18 protein-coding genes are annotated in these 20,906 nt (G+C 52.9%); 13 read left to right on the forward strand and 5 right to left on the reverse strand.

Translation table 11 applies throughout. The features are described from left to right. Positions 1-241: 241 nt before the first annotated feature. From NPS29_RS11195 to NPS29_RS11250, 12 genes are all read left to right on the forward strand, one after another. The gene (locus NPS29_RS11195) at positions 242-1,687 is read left to right on the forward strand and encodes a site-specific integrase (RefSeq protein ID WP_274132601.1); all 1,446 of its coding nucleotides are present in this window, start codon (positions 242-244) and stop codon (positions 1,685-1,687) included. After that, positions 1,684-5,079 carry a hypothetical protein gene (locus tag NPS29_RS11200; RefSeq protein WP_274132602.1) on the forward strand — a complete coding sequence of 1,132 codons (3,396 nt, stop codon included), beginning with the start codon at positions 1,684-1,686 and terminating at the stop codon, positions 5,077-5,079. Before NPS29_RS11195 ends, NPS29_RS11200 begins: the two co-directional genes overlap by 4 nt. A gap of 12 nt (positions 5,080-5,091) precedes the next feature. Continuing rightward, positions 5,092-5,772 (forward strand): hypothetical protein, encoded by a 681-nt coding sequence (locus NPS29_RS11205; RefSeq protein ID WP_274132603.1) that lies wholly within the window; start codon positions 5,092-5,094, stop codon positions 5,770-5,772. A 128-nt stretch (positions 5,773-5,900) separates the two neighbouring features. Next, complete coding sequence (locus NPS29_RS11210; protein ID WP_274132604.1) at positions 5,901-6,143, forward strand: hypothetical protein; 243 nt, start codon at positions 5,901-5,903, stop codon at positions 6,141-6,143. Further along, positions 6,136-6,516, forward strand: a complete 381-nt coding sequence (locus NPS29_RS11215; RefSeq protein WP_274132605.1) for a hypothetical protein — start codon at positions 6,136-6,138, stop codon at positions 6,514-6,516. The genes NPS29_RS11210 and NPS29_RS11215 overlap by 8 nt, the downstream gene beginning before the upstream one ends. Positions 6,517-7,014: 498 nt before the next feature. After that, the gene (locus NPS29_RS11220) at positions 7,015-7,863 is read left to right on the forward strand and encodes a hypothetical protein (protein ID WP_274132606.1); all 849 of its coding nucleotides are present in this window, start codon (positions 7,015-7,017) and stop codon (positions 7,861-7,863) included. A gap of 326 nt (positions 7,864-8,189) precedes the next feature. Beyond that, a complete protein-coding gene (locus NPS29_RS11225; RefSeq protein ID WP_274132607.1) occupies positions 8,190-10,109 on the forward strand; it encodes a UvrD-helicase domain-containing protein in 1,920 nt (639 codons plus the stop codon). Positions 10,110-10,284: 175 nt separating this feature from the next. After that, entirely contained in the window at positions 10,285-10,479 is a 195-nt protein-coding gene (locus NPS29_RS11230; RefSeq protein WP_274132608.1) for a hypothetical protein, read from the forward strand. 740 nt (positions 10,480-11,219) lie between these two features. After that, the gene (locus NPS29_RS11235; RefSeq protein ID WP_274132609.1) at positions 11,220-11,630 is read left to right on the forward strand and encodes a response regulator; all 411 of its coding nucleotides are present in this window, start codon (positions 11,220-11,222) and stop codon (positions 11,628-11,630) included. A 459-nt stretch (positions 11,631-12,089) separates the two neighbouring features. Beyond that, complete coding sequence (locus NPS29_RS11240) at positions 12,090-12,494, forward strand: anti-sigma regulatory factor (protein WP_274132610.1); 405 nt, start codon at positions 12,090-12,092, stop codon at positions 12,492-12,494. Between the two features lie 297 nt (positions 12,495-12,791). Next, a complete protein-coding gene (locus NPS29_RS11245) occupies positions 12,792-13,214 on the forward strand; it encodes a hypothetical protein (RefSeq protein WP_274132611.1) in 423 nt (140 codons plus the stop codon). 308 nt (positions 13,215-13,522) lie between these two features. Beyond that, on the forward strand, positions 13,523-14,455 hold the full coding sequence (locus tag NPS29_RS11250; RefSeq protein ID WP_274132612.1) for a hypothetical protein: 933 nt from the start codon (positions 13,523-13,525) through the stop codon (positions 14,453-14,455). Positions 14,456-14,715: 260 nt separating this feature from the next. Here NPS29_RS11250 and NPS29_RS11255 read toward each other — a convergent pair whose 3' ends face one another. Genes NPS29_RS11255 through NPS29_RS11270 form a run of 4 tightly spaced genes read right to left on the reverse strand, consistent with a single transcriptional unit; the run spans position 14,716 to position 18,074 of the window. Next, positions 14,716-15,177, reverse strand: a complete 462-nt coding sequence (locus NPS29_RS11255) for an NUDIX hydrolase (protein ID WP_274132613.1) — start codon at positions 15,175-15,177, stop codon at positions 14,716-14,718. A 20-nt stretch (positions 15,178-15,197) separates the two neighbouring features. After that, positions 15,198-15,848: a DUF7002 family protein gene (locus tag NPS29_RS11260; RefSeq protein ID WP_274132614.1), complete on the reverse strand. Its 651-nt coding sequence runs from the start codon at positions 15,846-15,848 to the stop codon at positions 15,198-15,200. A gap of 3 nt (positions 15,849-15,851) precedes the next feature. Continuing rightward, entirely contained in the window at positions 15,852-17,531 is a 1,680-nt protein-coding gene (locus tag NPS29_RS11265; RefSeq protein WP_274132615.1) for an adenylosuccinate synthetase, read from the reverse strand. Between the two features lie 3 nt (positions 17,532-17,534). After that, positions 17,535-18,074 (reverse strand): AAA family ATPase, encoded by a 540-nt coding sequence (locus NPS29_RS11270; protein ID WP_274132616.1) that lies wholly within the window; start codon positions 18,072-18,074, stop codon positions 17,535-17,537. Positions 18,075-18,390: 316 nt separating this feature from the next. Between NPS29_RS11270 and NPS29_RS11275 the strand changes: the two genes are divergently transcribed. Then, positions 18,391-19,566: a hypothetical protein gene (locus tag NPS29_RS11275; RefSeq protein WP_274132617.1), complete on the forward strand. Its 1,176-nt coding sequence runs from the start codon at positions 18,391-18,393 to the stop codon at positions 19,564-19,566. Between the two features lie 148 nt (positions 19,567-19,714). Here the strand turns inward: NPS29_RS11275 and NPS29_RS11280 are convergent, their stop codons facing one another. Then, positions 19,715-20,668, reverse strand: coding sequence for a lipase family protein (locus tag NPS29_RS11280; RefSeq protein WP_274132618.1), 954 nt, complete (start codon positions 20,666-20,668; stop codon positions 19,715-19,717). Between the last annotated feature and the right edge of the window lie 238 nt (positions 20,669-20,906).

The following is a 20,906-nucleotide window of genomic DNA, read 5'->3' on the forward strand; positions in this document are numbered from 1 at the left end:
CGTGCACCAGCCGTCACTGAAGCGTTCCGCCCGATTCACCTCCCCCGTCGGAACACAAGGCCTAGGCAGCGGCAACCCGTCGACAGCCACGCATAACACCGTTATATAAATTAATATAACGCTGAAATCGCCATTCCGATAATCAACCATTTTAGTTAATTAAGTATGCAGTAGCGTGCACTTGCGCACTTAGAATCTCCTATGCAACCATTTGTTCATCCCAGCAGTATTGGAACCTAAGATGAACGCCATCGCATTACGTCGCGAGCTGTATTCGTTCGCCCCGCCAATTCTTATCCCCACCACTAGGAATGAGAAAAACATTTATACGCTTGTCTCAACGGACAAGCTCATGGACGACTTTTTCGAAAGCTGGTGTTATGGCCTGAGCAAGAGAAGGAAGTTTAAAACGGTTAAATCCTATGCCAGCTATAACCGTATCTTCTTGGAATTACTACAGTGTGTCGCCCAGCTCAGTGGTGGTCTGACTCCGTTACTCCTGAGTCAGACTATCGAGAACTACGAGAGCTATCTGGTATTCGGTTCAGCGAGCGATATCCCCCTAATTGCACAAGCTGCATCTTTGTTAGGCGATCGTAACTTATCGGGAAGTTCCGTTAGTGTTGCTCTGGCTGCACTTAACAGCTTTGTTGACGCAAGCGAGCGTTTTCGCCTGGGCATGTTGGAACTGGAAGCCCAGGGATACATCTCCTCAGTCACCCTGTCAGGCTTCTCTCTGGCTCAGGCCGTTAAGGTGGATACCACCGCAAGTGTCAGGAGCGCAATCAAGAAAAATAGCTGGTTAGCTGGATGTCTGGCTGGTGGTGCCAAACGAATCAAACGTGCGGGCCTATCACCCGTCTCGAAGCCATCAGAAATCGCTCACACCGACATCTACGGCGGAGATGAATTCGCTTTCCCTATCGACCGCTGTAAGGAGCTCATCGAGTCGGCCCCAAGCTTCAGGGACAAGATGCTTTGGAGTCTGCTTGCGGCGTCGGGAGCCCGCGTGTCTGAAGCGCTGACCATGCTCAATGAAGACATCGTTATTGACATTGATCCAGTGTTGAACCGCGTGAACATTATTGACCCCAACACCAGGCGCAACGTGCTCATCAAGTACATGACAGCGACAGAAATTGACGGTTTACCTCATAAGGGAAGAGCCCATTCGGAAACTTTCTTGATTGAACCGTTCGCCTCGATGTTCTGGGTAGCCCTGGATCGATATAAGGCAGAAATGCGAGAGCAGCCCCTCATGGCCCCCGTAAGACATGACTTTCTGGTGCGAAGCCTGAAGGACGGCGAGCCAATGCATAACGGTTATCAAGGATTGTATGAGCGCTTCAGTAAAGCCGCGCAGAAGATTACTGGTCGCTCGTACGGTTTTCACTCCTTACGGCACATGTATGGATATTACCTGGTCAATCACTGCCCGAACCCAAGCCCTCACAGTAACCGTAAATATGGACTGGAACTCGACAGGGTCAAACAGTTCATGGGGCATGCACGGGTAAAAACGACTAAACGCTACGCGCGCCAAGATGCTCATCTTCTATACGCATCAATGGCCGCTGCAAACTTCGCACGGCTGAGCGGAGGGCCCAAAACAGTCCTTCAAGCGCGAATTGCTTATCACCAGCAAGAAATCAAACAACTACAGCAACTCGCCTTGGAGGCAGCATGATCAATCCTTCGCACGAAAAACCCATCTGGCTGATCAAAAACAAAGAAATTGGCCCAGCTTTCGACTTGGCAATGATCGATGTGCGCCACCGTTACTGGAAGCTTTACAACAACCCGGACGGTGGACGAACGCTGAAGGCGTTGTTGGCTCTGAACGACTTGGGCCCACGTCCTTTCTTTGCAATCCGCCGTGCCCAGGTCGAGCAGTTGCTCATCTGCTGCTTTTCGGGAACCCGAGAGCGCGAAGAGATCATCAAAACGGCCATTCCAGATATGCCGGCCTCGGTGGTCGCCTCTTTGATCGCGCCGCTGACCTCCATGCTGAAAATGACTTTCCTGCGTCTCTGGATCGAGAAAAAGGTCGTTCTCCCTCTAGGTTGGAATAACCCCATTAACAGCGACGGATTGCTGGATGAGTTGATCGAGGAGAATAAAGAGCGCTGCCCGATGCTGTTTAAGATCAGAGCGCTCAATCCCAAGTCGTCACTCGTTTTCAACGGCACCATGAGCGATAAAAATCGCGAGCTGAGGTCGACCGGGTGGCTGAGGCTGCTGGTTGCCTCCAACCTGCACAACCCTGCAAGCTTCACTGCAGAGCTCGCTCGTGATCTGAAGGAGCGTAGCTTCGGGTACAAGTCCGAGCTCGCACGATTCTACACAGATGACTTCTCTGTATTCTTCGCTGATGCATCGGACAACCCTTGGATGCGCGAGCAAGTCGATCGCATTCTCGCCGAGAGTCGCGATAAGTCCCGCGAAGCACGCAAGCAGGGACAGGAGACGGGCAAGCAGAATCAGGTCAGCCGATACCACGCCCAGCTTGTCGAGAAAACTCGTTCATACTTGGAAGGTTCGGTGCATGGCATCCCAACATTTGCAGCTCTATTCTCCGATGCTAATGCTCTAAACCGCGCCTTTCGGATGGACGGCGTGGACACACTGCCGCCGGGCCTGGAGCTGCTTCCCGAGAAGGTCGTCAAGTTTTGCAGGCTGATCAACGCGACCTATCGGGCATTTCTCAAGTCCAAACGGCTTGAAAGCAAGAAGAACCACAGGTCATCCCTGTACCACATGATCGCCTACTGCGGCCCCTACCTCTATCAGTTCTTTATGGATCGTGATGGGAACCTGGATGCATACCCAACTACGTTCAACGACTTTACCTGCGCTATCTACGTCACAGCCGATGCCGATCTGTTAAAGGAGGTCGGAAATTATGAGAAGGAGCTTCCAGAAACGCTTCTGACGATGATCAACACCATCGTGGGCATCAACCAGAACACACCGGACACCCACTACGCCAAGATTTATCCCATCGAAAAATTCTTCGAATACATCATCGGACAATCCGCTGTCATCCCGAACGCTGACAAAGTCAGAAATAGTTTCTCAGCCGACTGCTACCCGCCGCAGTCCAAAAAGTGGGGGACGGTAAAAAAGCCGATTCCTCGAATGTATTTCTCGACGTTCATCAGCATGATGTACTCGCTTGAGTACCTGACTATGCACCTCAATTGCATGGCGGACGGCACCGAGCCAGGTGTTGTCGCCGGAAAGCTCAAGTGGCCAAATCTTAGCGAACTTGTCCACAGCTCGGAATGGGCGGGACTTTGGGGTACAGGCCAAATGAGCTGCGCGAGCGTTGACCTCAAGGCTTTGAATTATACCCCTATCTTTTATTTTCAAGGCAAACCTCGCCCTTTCACCTATATCCCTCGTTTCTATCGCATCTCCGACAGGCACATCAACGGTGAAGTACAGCCACGCGTCGTCATGAATGATGTTCGCTCCACGCTTTTGATGTGCGAGACAGGCATCCGTCAGCAACACTTGCTATGGCTGGATCTTGACCGCTATGCGAACTACGTGGAGCGCCAGATGAAGAGGCCTCTAGCGCCGCTGTTGGTGAGTACCGACAAAGCTCATGGCGAATGGACATCTATCGTTTCAGACCGCGTCATTCAAATTCTGGACAGGCAAAACGCATGGTACCGTCGGTGCACCTGCCCCAGCTTCCAAGAACAGATTTGGTACAACGAGAACGAGGGCTCAAAATTTGGTCGGCTTCGTCCGTTGTTCAGACTTGCGACTACCCCGAAGAACTGGATGAACTATGACCCCTTCCGACTCCTGCTGCTCTGTCTGCAGTACTTCATCAAAGCCGAACAGGGCGACGTAAGCTGCCCTGACATCGTGTGGTGCAAACCCTCTGCAGACTCGACAGATGAGCGTCAATACCTCACGAACCACACTGTAGAGAGCTTATCGTCGATCACCGCAAGTACCCTGACTTCTGACTACACGCCGCATGGTCTGCGTGCCGGATTCGTCTCAGAGGCCATCAAGTTCCTGCCTCCGTCGATCGTGGGCCAATGGCTCACTGGTCAGTCTGAAGCGCTAGTGTCCTATTACTCCATCTTCGATGAGAACGACCTCGGGATGACGCATCAACAGATGCTTTGCATGTCACTCATGAGCAATCAAGACAAACTCACCGCAGGTGACTTCCCTGACCTGGCAGCAACAATCGCAAGGCTCAACCAAACGCTTCAGCAGGACATTGCCGCTGACCCGGCAGGCGCTATTGCCAAGCACAGACTGATGAGCCTATCGAGCGTCAAACGCGAGTCTGACACTGGCCTTGACCGGATCATCGCCAAAGAAGTGAGCGAATTCGCGTTCAACACCACTCACATTTGTCCCTTCAGCAACATCTGCCCAAAAGAGGTGCTTGACCTGTTCGGCGAGCCCAATTGCTGCTCTGCGTGTCATTTTGCAATCAGGGGCGTCATGCACCTTCCAGCGATCTCCGCCAAGAAGGACAAGTACCGTGAGTTGATGGCGAGCACGCTGACTCTTATCCAGCAGTATCTGACACGCAAGCCCTCGGCGCGCATCAGTACGGAACTCGATCAGCTTGAGGCCGAGAACGACCGATTCGCCCGCGAAGCTTGTCTTCTGGAAGCTATCGAGAACCAGCTCATTTACATGCATGAGCACGGCCTCGACGAGGAGCTGATTGTCAAAGACCGCGAAGGTGTTCAACAACACTACGAGCATATGTCCCTGCCGGAGGAGGCACGAGTGCTCAAGCGATTGATTGACGTCCAAAACTTCCCGGACACATCCTCCGAAGACCTGAGCATGAGACTGGCTCAGCTGCGCCACATCCTGCTAATGAAGGAAGGCGACATTGCCAAAATTCTCGGGGTGGATCCTGACAGCGCGAAACCAATCGCAACCAGATTGGCAGCTCAGATCAGTAGCATGGTCAAGTCAGGGGCTATCAGCGAATTCGACGTATTCGCTGCCAGCTCCGGCGATGTCAACACCATCAAACGACTGGTCTCAGGCGCTGACTCTATGCTTCAACTCACGCACATGGTGGCGTAACAGGGCTTACGAATGAAGAAGAATAATCGTGAGGGCAAACCCTCAAAGAAGCCCTCCAGGTTCGATGAGTATGTAGCTGCCCGGTCTGCTCAGATTGAGAAGATGCTCCAACAGGCTTTGCGGTACGTAGATGCTCAAAAGTACGGCAACGTTACTGACTATTGCAAAGCCTTGGCAGCTGTCATCTCGGATGTGCGCGAGGCTAAAGCCGGGGATCCCACTACGCCTTTTTACAACAAACGAGTGCGCAAATTCAGCTACATCACGCTGCTGCGTAATGATGACTATAGGCGCATGGTCGACGCGACTTTCCATCAGAGCCGCGAGGCGCTTGAGCAACCCGAAATGGTTTCAGAAGAGGCATTGCTGAAGATTTCAAGTCTCAACGCTCAGATCAATTTGTTGAAAGACAGGCTAAGCAGCATCAAAACGGGGGATCAGTCGAATGCGTTGGTGGATGCAAACGCCCAGGAGACCATCAGAAAGCTAAGTCTGTATCTAAACACGACGCTCGCGGTCTACCGCACAATGCGCGAACAGTTCAAAGGAGTGGCTAAGATATTTGACGTTCCGGCGAAAGACATTCCTGGGCTTTGGAGCTCCTATGGTTTGATCGCGGATAAAGAAGCGTTACATGAAATCGAGGATGGGCGGAAATTCCTGAGTCAGCTGCCCAGAACCGACGACGCTTAAGTCGTCGGCATATACCAGCCAGGAGGAAATTGCGCCTGGCTGCTCGACCAGGCGCCTGTCGGGCTCCTGTCCAGTCATTGGTAGCTTCTTCATCATGAGCCCTACCAACCTTCCGATGGAGCGAAACAATGAACAGCACCACGTCTGGCCAACCTCGCCAGTTGAACCTTGAAAAACTCGCCGCGCTCATCCGTAAAATGCGCGAGGTCTTTCGGTGGTCACAAGAGACCTTGGCCGAACTCACGGTCTTGAACGTGCGGACTGCGCAGCGCGTCGAGCACGCCAAGTCGGCGAGTTTCGACATCCTAAATCTCAGAGCACTCGCGACCCAGACACCAATCACCATCGCGCCGAGCACAAACCATGCTTGATTTGTCGGATGGCTGGGATCTCGGGGATGTTGAATGGGTATGGGCTACTGTTGCCGCGTGCTACAGCAAAAAGCAGGTTCATGCCTGGATAACTCGAACCGTGACGAGCCACAAAATTGACTTGGGCTGCTTTTCGTTTGAAGCGGTGTCGGACTGTAACGGGCGTGGTGATTACCCACGCGGCATAATGAAGATCTTGATGCGCGTGTTGCGCCCGATGGGTGTGGCCGCCAAAAATGCCGCTCAGGACGCGTTCTATATTCAAACGCCGGTGTGGTACCACCTGACCACGGCAGCGTTAGGTTTGTGTCCACCTACGCTTGTGCCACCACATCTACGAGACACAAAATTTGCGCTGGATCTTGGCATCTAAGCTAAAGCTCCCCCTAGTTTGAGGCCCCACCCTCGTCCTGCTTTTGGCCGCAGAGATCCACGGCACGGATGCGGGCGTCAGGGCTGCAGCAAAGAATGTGGCCAAAAAACTCCCTCGCAGTCAGCGCGAACTGATCTACCTGGTCATCGAGAGCAAGCAGCCACTCGAAATGGTCTGGCAAATCGCGCTGAACCTCGACCCCTGATTCTGTAGGCTCCCGTGGGGTTCTCGCAGGAGGAGATCACTGAGATGCTTATCCAAATGGCTGTGTGTGTGTGTGCAGAACTCCTCGCTTCGCTCGATCGCTGCGGGGTGAAGTTACTTTCGCTGGCCTGTGCAAGTAGCTGAAAGGCATATCTGACAACCTTCTCTCAGCAAGGCGATACGGTCTACCAACAGGGCCGATAAATAAGCTCGGTCAGGTATGGACGCATTCTTGCTGAACGGGTAGTTTTAGCAATAGCATCGTGCCATCAACAACGATCATAAGGACAGATCATGGAATGGTTGACCCCCGGGTCAGAAATACCGGTTCGGCAAGGAGACATATTAATCTGCCGTGACCAACAAACCGGTAGCATCGAATCGACTTTTCTCGTTATTACTGCCGACTGCGATATCAGTAAGGAAAAATTCGGAGCCCAGCTAGCTGGTTTGAAGGTCATAACCCATGATCAATATCTCAGAGAGATATGGGGTGAAAAAAAACTATTAAAAATAATTGGTGATGAAAAAGCAAAGCTACATTCACAAATTGTGAAATGGCATTCGATTCTGATCGAAGCGAAAAGCAGTTTAACAGAAGATGCCACACTAGCTTGGCTTTTGAGGGACGGCCCCCAATCCGTCGCCAATGAACTTAATGTGAAGGAGGATCGTAAAGAGCGCTTTATAAACTCACTCACACCCTCTTACGAAGCCTTTAGAAAGTTGGAGAAAGAGGCTAGCCTTTCCGACTTGGAAAAATATATAGTATTCAAATCCCTCAGCGGGGGGATATCTGTTAATGAAGTTATCGCTACCACTGTAAGCTCCGCACAGAAAGAGTCATTGCCGGATGACGCTTTTTTTTTGCCTGAGATCCCTGAGCGCCCTGGACATAGCGCAGTAATTCTGCTCAGAGAAATCATCGGGCTAGATCCTAATATGATTCGTTTAAAGGCTCCTGACGCGACACTTAACTTACACCTATTACGAATTGCTCGCCTGAAGCCAGAAATAAAATATGCAGTATCTCAAGCGTTTGGATCATTATACTCCAAGATAGGTATGTCAGTTGAATATGAGACCAGACGAAAGACAGCGATCAATGGACTGACAGGTGAAGGATGGAAAACTGAATGCTAACTTTAACTATTGATGAGAAATCGCTATTTGCGATATGCGCCGGGCAGTTTGACATAGGTGTTTTTTCCACGAACCTGGAATTGCCAACTTCCACCGACACGCACAAGTGCGTAACATTTAGCAATCATGGGTACATCTTATCAACCGCATTCCAACCTCAGGACGCACTTCTCACTATATCGTTGGCCTCAGAGGGGCCTTTGACGTGCATGACAAGTGAGGTTCGAGAGGAAGCGCTTGGGAGGCTAATTCGGTGCACGACCAGAATAATAACAGGCAGAACACGATCGATTCCGCCTAAGTGGAGACCGTTCCATCACAAAAGTTTGCTAGTATTTCAAGCAGATAGGCAAATTCGCAAGGATGAAGGTGGGAAGACCAACGCGGGCCGAATAATACTCGAACACGCTAACAATCATGTATTCGCATTTCAATTAGACTTAGAAAACACAAAAAAACTAGCCGAGATAGTACCTCCTCGCGAAATTTGGCACGCAGCGCTGGATGGAGTTCCTGGTGCGTTGGCGGAAGAGGTTGAGATCAAGCAACAACGCTTAGCCAAAAATGAGGTCGAACTGGATGCCGCACTTCCAAATGTCACAAGAGACTTTCTAACAGCTGAAGAATGGTATGACCGAAGACTGACACTGGCTCAGAGAAAGTTTGTTGACCATCCGCTGACTAATAGCGTTCGCCTGGTCGGGCCCGCAGGGACGGGCAAAACGCTCGCGATGGCTATAAAGTGCATTAAAGAACTCAAGAAAAGCCTTGCGGACGGGCAACCCAAACGAGCTCTGTTTTTAACAAACGCCTACGACACCGCCCAGACAGTTGAGGAATTGATCCAAGAGTTGGAACCTGGCCTTGGAATTGAGCTGCTCGCATCAGACAAACCAGCTTTAATGGTAAATACGCTTTACTCGCTAGCTGATATGCAAATGCGGTATGACCTAAACGGCTTAACCCCTGTATCAATTGACGGATATGAAGGAAAAAGCTTCCAGGCGGATGTTCTCAACGACGTGATTAGAGAATACAAATCTGGAAATTGGATAGCATACAAATCAGGGTGTAGCACCCCATTCATAAAATATATTGAAGCTCCTGAGGACTCAATGGAGCGCCGTTTCTTTTTATGGGAAGTGCTAAACGAGTTTGCTTGCGTTTTAGATGCCGAAGGAGTTAAAAGCGGAAGCGATCGGCGCGCGACCTATCTGAGCGAGAAACGAAAAGCGTGGATGATGGTTCTAAACTCTAAAGAAGAGCGGGACGTCATGCTGAACCTCTATGACGCCTTTCGACTAAAGCTCAGAGAGATGAAAGCAATTGGATCGGATCAGATGATTACTGATTTCCTGAACCATCTGGATAGTTTCCGTTGGGAAGCCACTCGCGAGGAGGATGGCTACGATCTAATATTTGTGGACGAACTGCATTTATTTAATCGCCAGGAGCGGATGGTGTTCCGAAATCTTATGCGTTCGTCAAGCGCTGCTCCCTCAGTATTTATGGCATATGATGCGAAGCAATCTCCAAGGGACACTTTCCTAAAGCTTCCCAGCATTGAGACCAAACAGCTTGATTTATGGAGAGATGCAAAACTTGGCAACGTTGAGAAGATCGAGCTCGTGGACGTATTCCGTTATACTCCTCAGATAGCAGAGGCGCTTTCACGAATCGATGCATCTTTCCCTGGGCAAAATCTTGATGACGATTGGCCACAATACACAGGCATATCCAAGACCGATGATGGGCCTGTGCCTATCATTTGCAATATGCCATCAACAAACGCTGTATATCGGGACGTATTCGTCCGTGCACGAAACAAGCAACGCGAGCTAGGGAAGTCAGGCCGAGTTGCAATCTTGTGCGCAAGCAATGAACTCTTCGGTAAGTATCTTCAGTACTCTGCCTTCAGGGAAAATTTTGTTACCATATCGTCACGCGACGATGCCATGGCCACAATAAAAGGCACCAGAAAGTTTATCTTCAGCATGCCTGAGTATGTTGCAGGATTGCAGTTTGATACTGTATACCTAATCGAAGCAAACAAAGATGAAGTTCCTGAAGGTGCTTACGCAGCTGCGGCACAAAGAAAATTCGTATCACAGATTTATCTCGGCGCAAGCCGTGCTGAGCGAATTCTGGAAATTTACTCAACCGAGGAGCATGGCGGAATATCCCCCGTCCTCTCCCAAGCAGTGTTAAGCGGCGCACTCCGCCAGGTTGAAATTCAGGATCTTTAACCCAGTGGACGCTTAGCCTGAGCGAGCGATACGGATAGTTGCTTGCTCAGGCAAATCACCAATAATAGTCATCATACATTCTCTTCAACCTAAGTTGACCGCAAATACATTAAAGCAAGAATCCTACACCGCTTAAAAAGCCCATCCAGATGCTAGCCAGTACCCAGAACCCACCATGAATCTCACCCATGCCACCCTCGTCCTGCTTTTAGCCTCGAAGATCCATGGCACAGATGCCGGCGTCAGGGCCGCAGCCAAGAATGTGGTCAAAAAACTTCCTCGCAGTCAGCGCGACCTCGTCTACTTTGTAATCGACAGTAAGCAGCCACTCGAAATGGTCAGGCAGATAGCGCTGAACCTCGACGCCTGACAAACCTGCTGACTGGCTAGACCGGAGACCCGATCAGATCGCTGATCGGCTACGTCGACGGCAAGGTGAATGAGTTGGCCAATCCTGTCGACCTCAACAAGCGGCATCTTTTGCCATCGTTACCGCCCCCCTTACTTAGCATTTCCGACCCGAACGACGCAGATTGAGCAACCTGTCATCCCAATTTTTCAAAGGCGGAACCAGCTGAAGACCTATCCATCAATGGTGTATGGACAGGAGGATCTCTAGATGATGACGGCGAATGAGGATCTGATTGAGTGGAACACCCACTGGCGCGTCTCAGCGGGGGTGGTCGTCTGCCGAACGTGTCAGGCCCGGCAGCACGAGTCAGATCGCAGTGCGCAATTCGAACATTCTGCGGGATGCGGTTATTCAGGGCAAAAGCGAGCACCCTAGGACGACCTAGACGCGATTTGCCGTCGCTTTGAACACAAAACGTAGACGGGTTTCCTCAAAATAGGTTTGCCTCCATGCGTTGGCTTCCGCTGCCCATGGCTAGTCCAACCCTATCCGAGAATCGATATTTCACCCCCTGAAAATGATTCGCCGCTCTGCCAATAGAATGCTGTAGGGTGGTACCCGTAGGTTCCCTCCTGGGCTCGCCCCTCCAGACCGACGCTTAATTCAGACTTTCTCTAAAAGCGTCTACTCGACCTCTGGCCCCGTCACGCTGGGCACTCCGCAACATCCGCGCACCTTCATATGCAAGGGCTACCAACGTGATTGCAGACTGGGCAGGCATGCTTCCCATAAGCGGCGAAGTCGTCGTGGTTGAAGACAATGACGTCTTGAGGCAACTGATGGCAGATATCCTCATGGGTATGCGCGCCAAGGTAGTGCTTTTCGAACGGGCCGACGATGCGTTGATGCACGTCCTTGATAGCCATAGGCACTGCTCGCTGCTTCTCGCCGAACACGGCGTGCCAGGTCAGATTCTTGGGCTCCAACTCGCTCGGATGTTCAGAAGCAAATGGCCGAAAATCCCAGTTATTTTGACCAGCGGCTACGAGCAAGAATCGTCCGATCTACCAGAGGGCGTTGTCTTCCTAATCAAGCCTTGGCCAGTAGGAAAGCTCGTGCAAACTATTGCGAGTTTACTTCAGCCAGGTATCGTCCCGATTCCCGTCTGATCACCCAGATATGACAACGCCCTCGCTCGTCTGAGCTACCTCTTTGCCAAGTGGGTGCAGCGGCCACCCACCTCACCAGTGGATAGGCATTCCTCGATATCGAGGGCATGACTCATACGCTGCATCCAACCCGAGCGCCACGGTTCAGCCAAACGCGCCTGCTGACAAGCTCCGCCGACTTCAGGGGTGGACGATTCTGACCACATAAAAAATATGGGACTTTTCTCTCGTCTTGCAGTCCGAATCTGCATAGAGGCCATGAGCCACCACCTTGATCGTGGTTATTGGCGTAAACGACGCTCTCAGCACCTTTCATGATCGGCAAAATCTGGGGACTACTGACTCCAAAAACGAGCCAGCGTAAGTGCGCCTGTGGCTGCGCCCAGTAAACAAGTTTGCGAATGAATATCCAGTTGAGTTCTACGTGACGAATACCTGTAAGGAGTGAGCTACTTTTTCATGAAGGTACGCAGTAACGGCACCCAGCCCATCCAGTCCAAAGATGACGTTGTACGGGCTCGTCAGCATGCCAAGAGGCTCGCAGAGAGTTGCGAGATGCGCCTGATCGACCTGACGAAACTGGTCACCGCCGTCAGCGAGCTGGCTAGCAACACGATCGTTTATGGCAGGGGTGGGGACATGGACTGGCAGATCGTCGAAGACGGTATTCGCACAGGTGTTCGCCTTACGTTTCGAGACGACGGCCCGGGTATATCCAATGTCAAAATGGCTATGACAGATGGCTGGACGTCGGGTAATGGCATGGGTTTGGGCCTGACCGGTGCCAAACGGCTCGTCGATGACTTCGCTCTTGATACAAAGCCCGGTGCAGGCACGCGAGTAACGATTTGCAAGTGGACATGACCGTCTTTGATTTCCAACGCGAGAAACTGCAACGTCCCTTACCCATGAGGTGGCAGTGGCGGGAAAAGCGCTAATCAGACGCACCCTAGGACTTCCAAAGTCCTCGGAGTGATATCTGATCCAGTCATGAGGCGATCAATCCGCCAGACCAGTAAGCACCCGATTGCACCAGTCACTCTCCGAAGCGCGCGATAAGAAGCAACTACACCGAGTTGAGTAGAACCAAATCCTACAGCCCAAGTACTTTGGTGAAGCCGGGCTTCCGGCATTAACCACGGAAAATGGAGCAAAGACATAATGACGCCGGTAACGGGCATCGACCCTCGCATCACCACACCCGAAATGCAGACTGCATACCGCTACATGAATAAACTGAGCGGCCTCGCGAGCATGATTCTCGGGCTCATGTGGGCTTTGGCAAACGTGAAAGTCACACCATTCGCAGCTGAGGTCGCAGGTATCTGCTGCTTTGTCTACATCATGTACATCGGTCGTGATTACCGTCGGCAATACAAGGAAATCGCCAAGGCATTCACTGGGCTTAACTGGATGCGTCTGGTGTTGAGCGCCTGGCCAACGCTCGTGGTCATTGTGATCGTATCGGGGCTGCTGTCGCGAAACCTCAGCTGGCAGCAGATAGGCGAGTACAAAGAACACCTGCTTGCCCTGGCGGCTTTCCCACTGCTCCCCTGGCTCAAACAGTGCTGGAAAGGTCAGTAAGCACGATGCTGGCAGTCCAGACCTCACTTAAACAGGCCGGGCGGACTAGCAGACAGCATAAAAGCTGATTAAAGCTGCGCTGCAGCAAGGTCGAACAGGGATCGTTCGGCCTCCCCAGATCGCTACTGGCCAAGACCCTATCGCTTTATACGTCGCACCTGGAAGCCTTGCCCTAGAGCCTTCCCTCTGTACACTAGCCCCTACCCGCGCATCCCGTGGCGGCTCACTGGGCAGGTGCACATCTGAAGACAGCCTGCCGACTTTTGAAATCAAAGTTCCGCTCAGACAGAGTCGGATAAGGAATTCATATGGGCATCAAAATGGGCTACGCCCTTGATCAGAACGGGGTTGAATGGGACGCGCAGACATACCAAAAGGGTCAGGGTGCTGAGCCCCTCAAGTGCCAGCACTGTGGCGTCAACGTCACCCATAACCCTCCTTATCCCAAAGAGATTTACGACAAACCCGTGTTGGTGAGCGGGTATTTTCGGCTGTACCCCAAACGTCCTCACTCTGAGGGCTGCCGGTTCGGCATCGACAGCGAAATCGTCGAGATCGCCAAAACGTCTGACGGACTCATCGAAAGCCTGCGCAACAATCGTTACCGGATGCGCCTGGTCATGATCAAAGAGGCGTTGGAAGAGGCATCCAGATCCAAGAGCAACGGCGGCAACGATAACCGCGCAGGCACCGGAAAAACCTACGCATCAAGTTCTGGCCGCCTGCCGGCCTACATCAACTCCGCGAAGCGAGCTCTGAAGCTGCGTGCGGCGTGTACTGACGATCAGGATCTGCAAGAGCATCTGGAGTTGGTGTTCGAAGGTAACGTGAACGTCGCCTGGAGCCAGTTCTACTTCGAGGCTGAGCGTCACATGGAAGCCTTCCATGCAGTCTCGCAAAACACGGTTCAGCATCCGATTGCGATTCAGGGTCGAGTCAAAGACGTCAGGTACGCCATCCAAGGTGTTGAATCCAAAAACGTCATCAACCTGCTTATGAACAGATTCCGAGCCGATTCGGAAGACCCTGCTAATGGTATTGGTCTGGAGGTCAGCATCTGGGCCAGCGATCCGTCGTGGTTCAAGGGCATCGAGAGGGATAACGAGATTCTCGTTCTCGGGATGTGGCGAGCGAACACCAAAGCTCCTACACCTGCCCCGCCGGGAGGACGTTACAAGACCTTCACCACCCGACGACTCACTCTGACACTCGTTCTGAAAACCCAGGTCAGCAAGGTTTGATGAGCACATGTGAGGAGGCGGCGGATTTGGCACCGCCAAGCGGTCTATTTGGCACCGCCAGAGAATCCGGGCGTTAGAGCGGAATTTCGGTGCCAAACAGGCCGCATATCCGGGCGAAATGCTGGCTAAACTGAGAAAAATGCCTGAGCGCGGCATTTGGCACTAAAGCAAACATAACTTACTGATCTAAAACAGTTTTTAGCGCAGCATGAGGATTTTCTTTTAGTGCCAAATCCACCGTCGACTTACACGCGCCGGGCTCACTCAGTGCCCATGGCCAAGGCCTTGGCGAATAGACTCATCAGATCCGACGGGTAAACATCCTCGTCGCATTCGGCCAGCTCAGCCTGCGACCACCACCTCACTTCGCCGATTGCGCTGCGCTCTTGCCCACTCCATGAGTCAGAGGAACATTGCTCGATGTCTACCCGCGCCACGTAGTAGTTTTCAATCGCGAGCACATCCTCCCCGTCAGGCGTTTTCCACGGGAATTCCCGGCGCGCAATGCATGGCCCAACGGACTGAACATCCACCCCGGTCTCTTCCATAAGCTCTCGCACCGCAGCCGCTTCGAAAGACTCATCCACCCTGAGCTGCCCACCGGGTGTGGCCCAGTAAGTCATCCCCGCCAAGGCACCGGCCTTGTACTGAATCTTGAATAGCAGCAGTCGATCAGTGGGGCCGATCAACAGAATGCGAGAGGCCAAGCGACGTCGCGGCATAACTTCTCCACAGATGGGCGCTAAGCAATGACGCCCAAGACCTCACTACCGCGCATCCGCCGAACCTCGATGACGAAGTTCGCGATATCGGGGACGGCGTAATCGACCACCAGCTCGACGACCTTTTTCACAGGTTTGCCCGTGCGTGTTACCGGATAGTCTGGAATTCTACGGAAGATCTCAGTGCCGCGACGATGAGGCATTGGCCAAGTGTTGCCTGAGTTCATGTGGCACAGCCAAATAGCGTGGGCATATGCCGGAATGAAGGTCGACGAGTCGAGCGTCAAGACATCATGTTCGAGACGACGATAATCGCGAGCGCCGAGCAGACCATGAAGACGCCTCTCCTCAGCCCAGAAAAACACTTTGCTGTTGATCAACTCATACCACTGGCGTGGTGTTGTCCCATCCGAGAGAGCCCTGATCAAGCGCCCCTCAGGCATGGGCTTCTGGTCACGGAGCACGATGTGGGACGGGTCTCCAGCCCTTACATCCATCTTCACCCCACGATGTTCGCTCTCGTATCGAGCACGGTCGCCACCTGCTACTGCGAGGTGATCCAGGACGGCTGTGGCACTCATCAATCCTCGCGTTCTAATGCTGTCCCAGGCACCGCATTCGGCCATGTGGTAAACCCGAGGGTAAAGCTCGATCAGCCTGTTCAGATCCATCTGTTACCTCCTATCCGAACGTGCAGTCCAGTTTCGACGATCAATCAACGATCGCAAATCGCTAGGGTCTGGGTCTCGGGTAAACCGCGTGTTGATCAACGAGACAGGGGCTTGGGAAACGCGCTCAAGCTCCTCAACAAATTTGATGGTGTCAGAATCGAGTTGCTCGAATCGGCGCGCGTTGCGGTTTGAAGCCTTGAGGTAATCCGCAAAGGTCAGGACGATGTCAGTCGGTGCATTGAGAGCGCACGCTTTTCGAAATTGATCCCACTCGAACCAGCCGACCTTGCGTTTGCGATGCGTCGTAGAGGTCAACTCAGCGGCATTTAACGCATCAGCTTCAAGGTCAGCGAACTGGGCAATTGCATCAAAAGTCGTAGGGTGCTTGAGCAGTCCAGAGGTGTGGCCTTCGTTTCCGTCCGGGTCGCCAACGCGGATCGGCATTGGTCGCACAACCATCAGGATTTTGCGGATCCGGCTGGGCGATATTCCGGCCTCGGCAAGGCATCCCGCAACGTTTGTATCTCGCGAGGTCACATGCGGATAATCTCCGTGAAAAATGCTCAACCCACTGCCTTGGGTACCCTCCAGCAGGATGGATTGGCCACTGCGGTAAGCCTCCTCCAAACGATCTGATGTCGAGCCGCGATAACTGCCGGGAGTGCCCACATACGGTCGCAGCTCATCAACGTCCTTGGCCAACCTGATATCTTGACCCCTGCTCAGAATTCGCCGCGCAGCGGCAACTCCACTACCGCTTCCGGTCGATGCGATAGTTGAGACAAGGTGTCCCTCCCTCTCCGTTCCAATGTCCTCTTCTTCAATGATGGTTGCTTGGGGATCAATGAATAAGCGATCAGGGCCGATATTGCACTCCTCTATCTCCCTCAAAAGCCCAGGCAAATGAATGGTCATGCCCGGGCCTAGAAGTAGTCGCGCTGTCACGTCACGCGACCCTGAAGGCAGATGATGGTACGTAAACGTGCCGACGGCGCTCGCCACGGTATGCCCAGCGTTGGGGCCACCTACGCGCACCATCACGTCGTATTCACGCGCGAGGTACGCAACGATGTTGCCTTTTCCCTCGCTTCCGTACTGCCCACCAATGAGTACGTCGACACACCTGATCTCGGGTGGCGTGTACAGATGCAAACGGGCAGCGACACGAACAAGCGTGTCACTCGAATCGGAGCGCTCGGTATAAATGCGCACGTCGGCATCATCCTTGAGCGCCTGGATTTCGGCCTCATCCCTGAGCTGATTTACCTGATCATAGGGCAAGGGATCCGACTGACCTTCAACTCGTTTCGCGTAGCGCGTTTGAAGCGTGGGGTCACTGGCGTACAGGTGGACGTGCACAAGATCGGCCCCGAAAGCCTGTCGAAACTGCAATACCTGCGCGAGCGTATCCAGATGATCAACGACTAATGGTCGGCCAGCCTCCTCTCTCCCGCACATGGCCTGGGTTTCCAGAAGCATCCACTGATCCACATCGACATCGCCAAATTCGCGTCGTCGATCAATCATTTGTGGCTGATCCATCCGCAGACGCCACTCGGGATCATCAGTGAGCCGCCGATTGCTGACCACTGCGAAGCCAAATTCCTTTTCCAGCAGACCTGCCAACTCACTCTTACCACTGCAGGTCTTGCCGCTGATCACCACGATTTGCCGAGTTTCCATGCGCTACTTCTCCCAGATATCCATGATCTGATCTGCAATTTCCAACGGGGTGTATTCTTCAGTGTCCAGAGTTTTGTCGGCAAAACCTGCCAGCGAGCGGGCGCTTTGCTCATTAGGATGCGCCACGCTGGCGATGTACTCGTTGAGATCAGTCGCGCCGCGCGCAGCGTATCTCTGCTGCAGGACAGTCTCGGGCGCGGTGATGTGTACGTGCCTTACTGCGTCGCCAAAACGGAGTCTGAACAACTCAACTTGCCTGGGCTTGCGCACGGCATCCAGCAACCAGTTTTCAACGGCTGGCTGATCCTGGATAGCCGGGTTTGCCACCGACTCGATAAGCCAGGAGAAGTCGGTTGATTCGTCAAGAGAATCGCCGAGCTCTTGGAGGCGATGACGATCAAGTGGCTCGTTTCGAGCAGCCAGTTGGGCACGCAGAAATGAGCCACTGCTGATCGGGACAAAACCATGGATTTTTTGGAGGGAGGCGGATACTGAAGTCTTGCCACTGGCCATTGGGCCACTTAAAAGAAGTAGTCGCTTCACGTTTAGACGATCCCTGTCTGGCGAAATCAATATAGTGATAAAGAGTAGCCCAATCGCCGGGTTGGGCAGATATTTCTAATCCGCAGCACAGCAAGGTAGGCAACCAACTGGCTAACATCCGCAGTACTATGCGGCTGCCGCCAATGATGGACGCGCGCTCTGCCTAATCAGGCCATGACCATGGCTTCAGGGAGTGGCAATGGCGCATGCGTAGTACGTATAGGCGCCTCGGAAAGTGACCCGCACTTCATCACAATCACTGGCCCTATTGCTCCACGTCATTGGCACCCATTTACCCTGATGCAAGGAGGCAAACTTGATAAACCATGTCCATGCCGATTACGCCCCGCCTCGATCGTGGGAGCAGTTCGAAGAGCTCTGTGCGGACGTCTTTCAGTCTGCCTGGCAGGATCCCGCACTGGTCAGGCACGGACGGGCAGGCCAAAGCCAGAATGGGGTCGACATCGTTGGCCGCAACGGCGCTGTGTACCCCATCGGTATTCAATGTAAGAAACGCTCAATTTGGCCTGCGAGCAAGCTCAAGCCTCGTGAGATTGATGATGAAATTGCAGAGGCAATGAAGTTCAAGCCTGCCCTGAAAGCCTTCTACATTCTGACGACTGCGCCGGATGATGTAGCAACGCTCGAACATGTACGCAAGCTCAATGAGCAACATCAGAAACAGGGCAAGTTTGAGGTCGTGGTACTTGGTTGGGCAGAGATCGTTCGTCGCGCAACGCGGGATCCTCAAGTAGCCAACAAGCATTTCGGCCCTGCTGGCGGCGGGGCACCTCGCTCTCCACTCCTTGCCACCTGGATGATGTCGAACGGAAAACTGGAGCTCAGCGGAGGTGACCTTGAGCTCAGCGTCGCTGAGCTCGTCCAGGATCTCTACGACTGGCCAGACGGTCACATCGTGATTCGCCAGCGAGAAAGTGATGCCCTACTCGAAACGCTCAGGCACTTCGAGGGAAGAGACTTGACCACAGAGCAAAGAAAGGAGCGAGTTGCCCTTCGCACGCAGTTGCAGAAGCTGAAGGCTGCAGAGGCGCTCGCGGTGCAGGGAGTCATGCTAATGCTCACCGACCCTGTCGTGTCCGAATTGATATTAAAGGTGTGGGAGAATGACGCGCCTTTGGCCATCCAAGGTTTTCTGAATGGACATTTGGGGCTGGGAGCGCAGGAAAATAGCTTTGGCAAAACATACTTGCGGCTGACGTTACCCGATGGAGATCATCATTCGTGCTCGACCGTCATCAGCGAGGAACATGTGGCATCGATATTGGCTATCAAACAGAAGCGCATAGAAATGTTCGGAAACGCGCTAACCGACACTGTCGCTGACCTGCCAATGGAAGTGCGCGCTCAAGTGGCTATCCCCCGCATCATCCGCAAGATATTCGAATATCGAAGCCAAGAACGTCTCAGTTCTGAAGAAATAGCGAAGAAGAAAGCCTTGAACATCGACAAGTGGAAAATTGGTATCGCTTAGGTCGCTGAAAGCACGGGCTGCCGTGACAGATGTTGTATGCCGGTGATGCGCAGGCGGCCCTAAAGTGCGACGCCAGGAAGATGATATTTTAGGTTGCAGAAGGCTGAGCCAAAACCCACGGCAATGTTCGCCATCTGAGCTTCACCTGTTATTTCAGCTCACTCACGCTCGTACCTGAGGCCTTCTGCATGGCGCAGGCGAAGTTGTGCATCGAATGGTTTTCAACAATGTTGATACCACCCAGCAGGCTGTAGCGAACGCCTCGGATGGTGGGATCGACTGCCGATGGCTCAACGAACAGGCTGGTGAACGATCGCAATAGCGCGAGAATCTCACCTCGCTCGTAGATCCTGTCGATGGACAGCCCCACACGATTCACATCACGGGTTGCAGTATCCACGCTAAAAAAACCCGTGACCGGGGATGGATCAAATGCATAGACCTGAGTCACCTTCAAGTGCCCGGGAGAAACAGGCAGCGCGTAGGCAAACTGCTGAGCGAGACCACCGCCTAGAGAGTGGCCTGTCGAAATGAGCTTTGCGTCTTTCAACCACTGGCCCTGCTCGGTTTGAGACCTCTTGGCAAACTCATCAACAAACGCAGGGCCGAAACTTTTGACCAAGAGGGTGTACTCATCGTCGACCTTGAACGTGATCCAACGAAAATTGGACATCCAATCCTTACCGCTTTTGGCCTCAGTTCCGCCGAATGCCACCACGACCTGCTTGAGCTCACGGCTCTCCCACACTTCTGCACGCAGGTGGGATTCACGCATCACGTTGTCCAGATGACCATTGGCGATTGGAAAATCAGTCCAGCGCTTCCACCCATGGCTCGCCACGACTTTTTCCGCACTGGTTGCAGTACAGATGTCCTTGGACTCTCCATCGACAGCCCGCGCGTAGGCGACGTCGGACAACCATGCATACTGCCAATGGGTCTTCGCTTCGGCCTGGTTGGGAACAGGTTTGCCTAACAGTCGATGGCCCGGCTCCCGGACTACGACCTCATCAGGTGTCTGGTTGAACGCGGCACAGCCGCTCAGGAATACCGGTATCAGCAAAAACCGGCCAAGCACTACGAGGCGGTGAATCCCCATCATCACTATCCCTATCGATGGTCAGAAGAAATCGAGCACGTCCCTGCTCTAGATGCAGATTGCTACAGATTATGGGCAATCAGATGTCAACCTTGGTAATTGAAGTTTTGTTGAGAGCGGACGCCTAACGCCCGCTTTTTGACGCCATCTTCGTCAAGCACGAGCAGATCGGTCAACCACCTGTGCTCCACCGTAAAGCAACTCTGCTACTAAATGATTTTTCAAAATGCCGTCCGACACA

The organism is Pseudomonas putida (genome assembly GCF_028682175.1).
Lineage (GTDB): Bacteria > Pseudomonadota > Gammaproteobacteria > Pseudomonadales > Pseudomonadaceae > Aquipseudomonas > Aquipseudomonas putida_AD.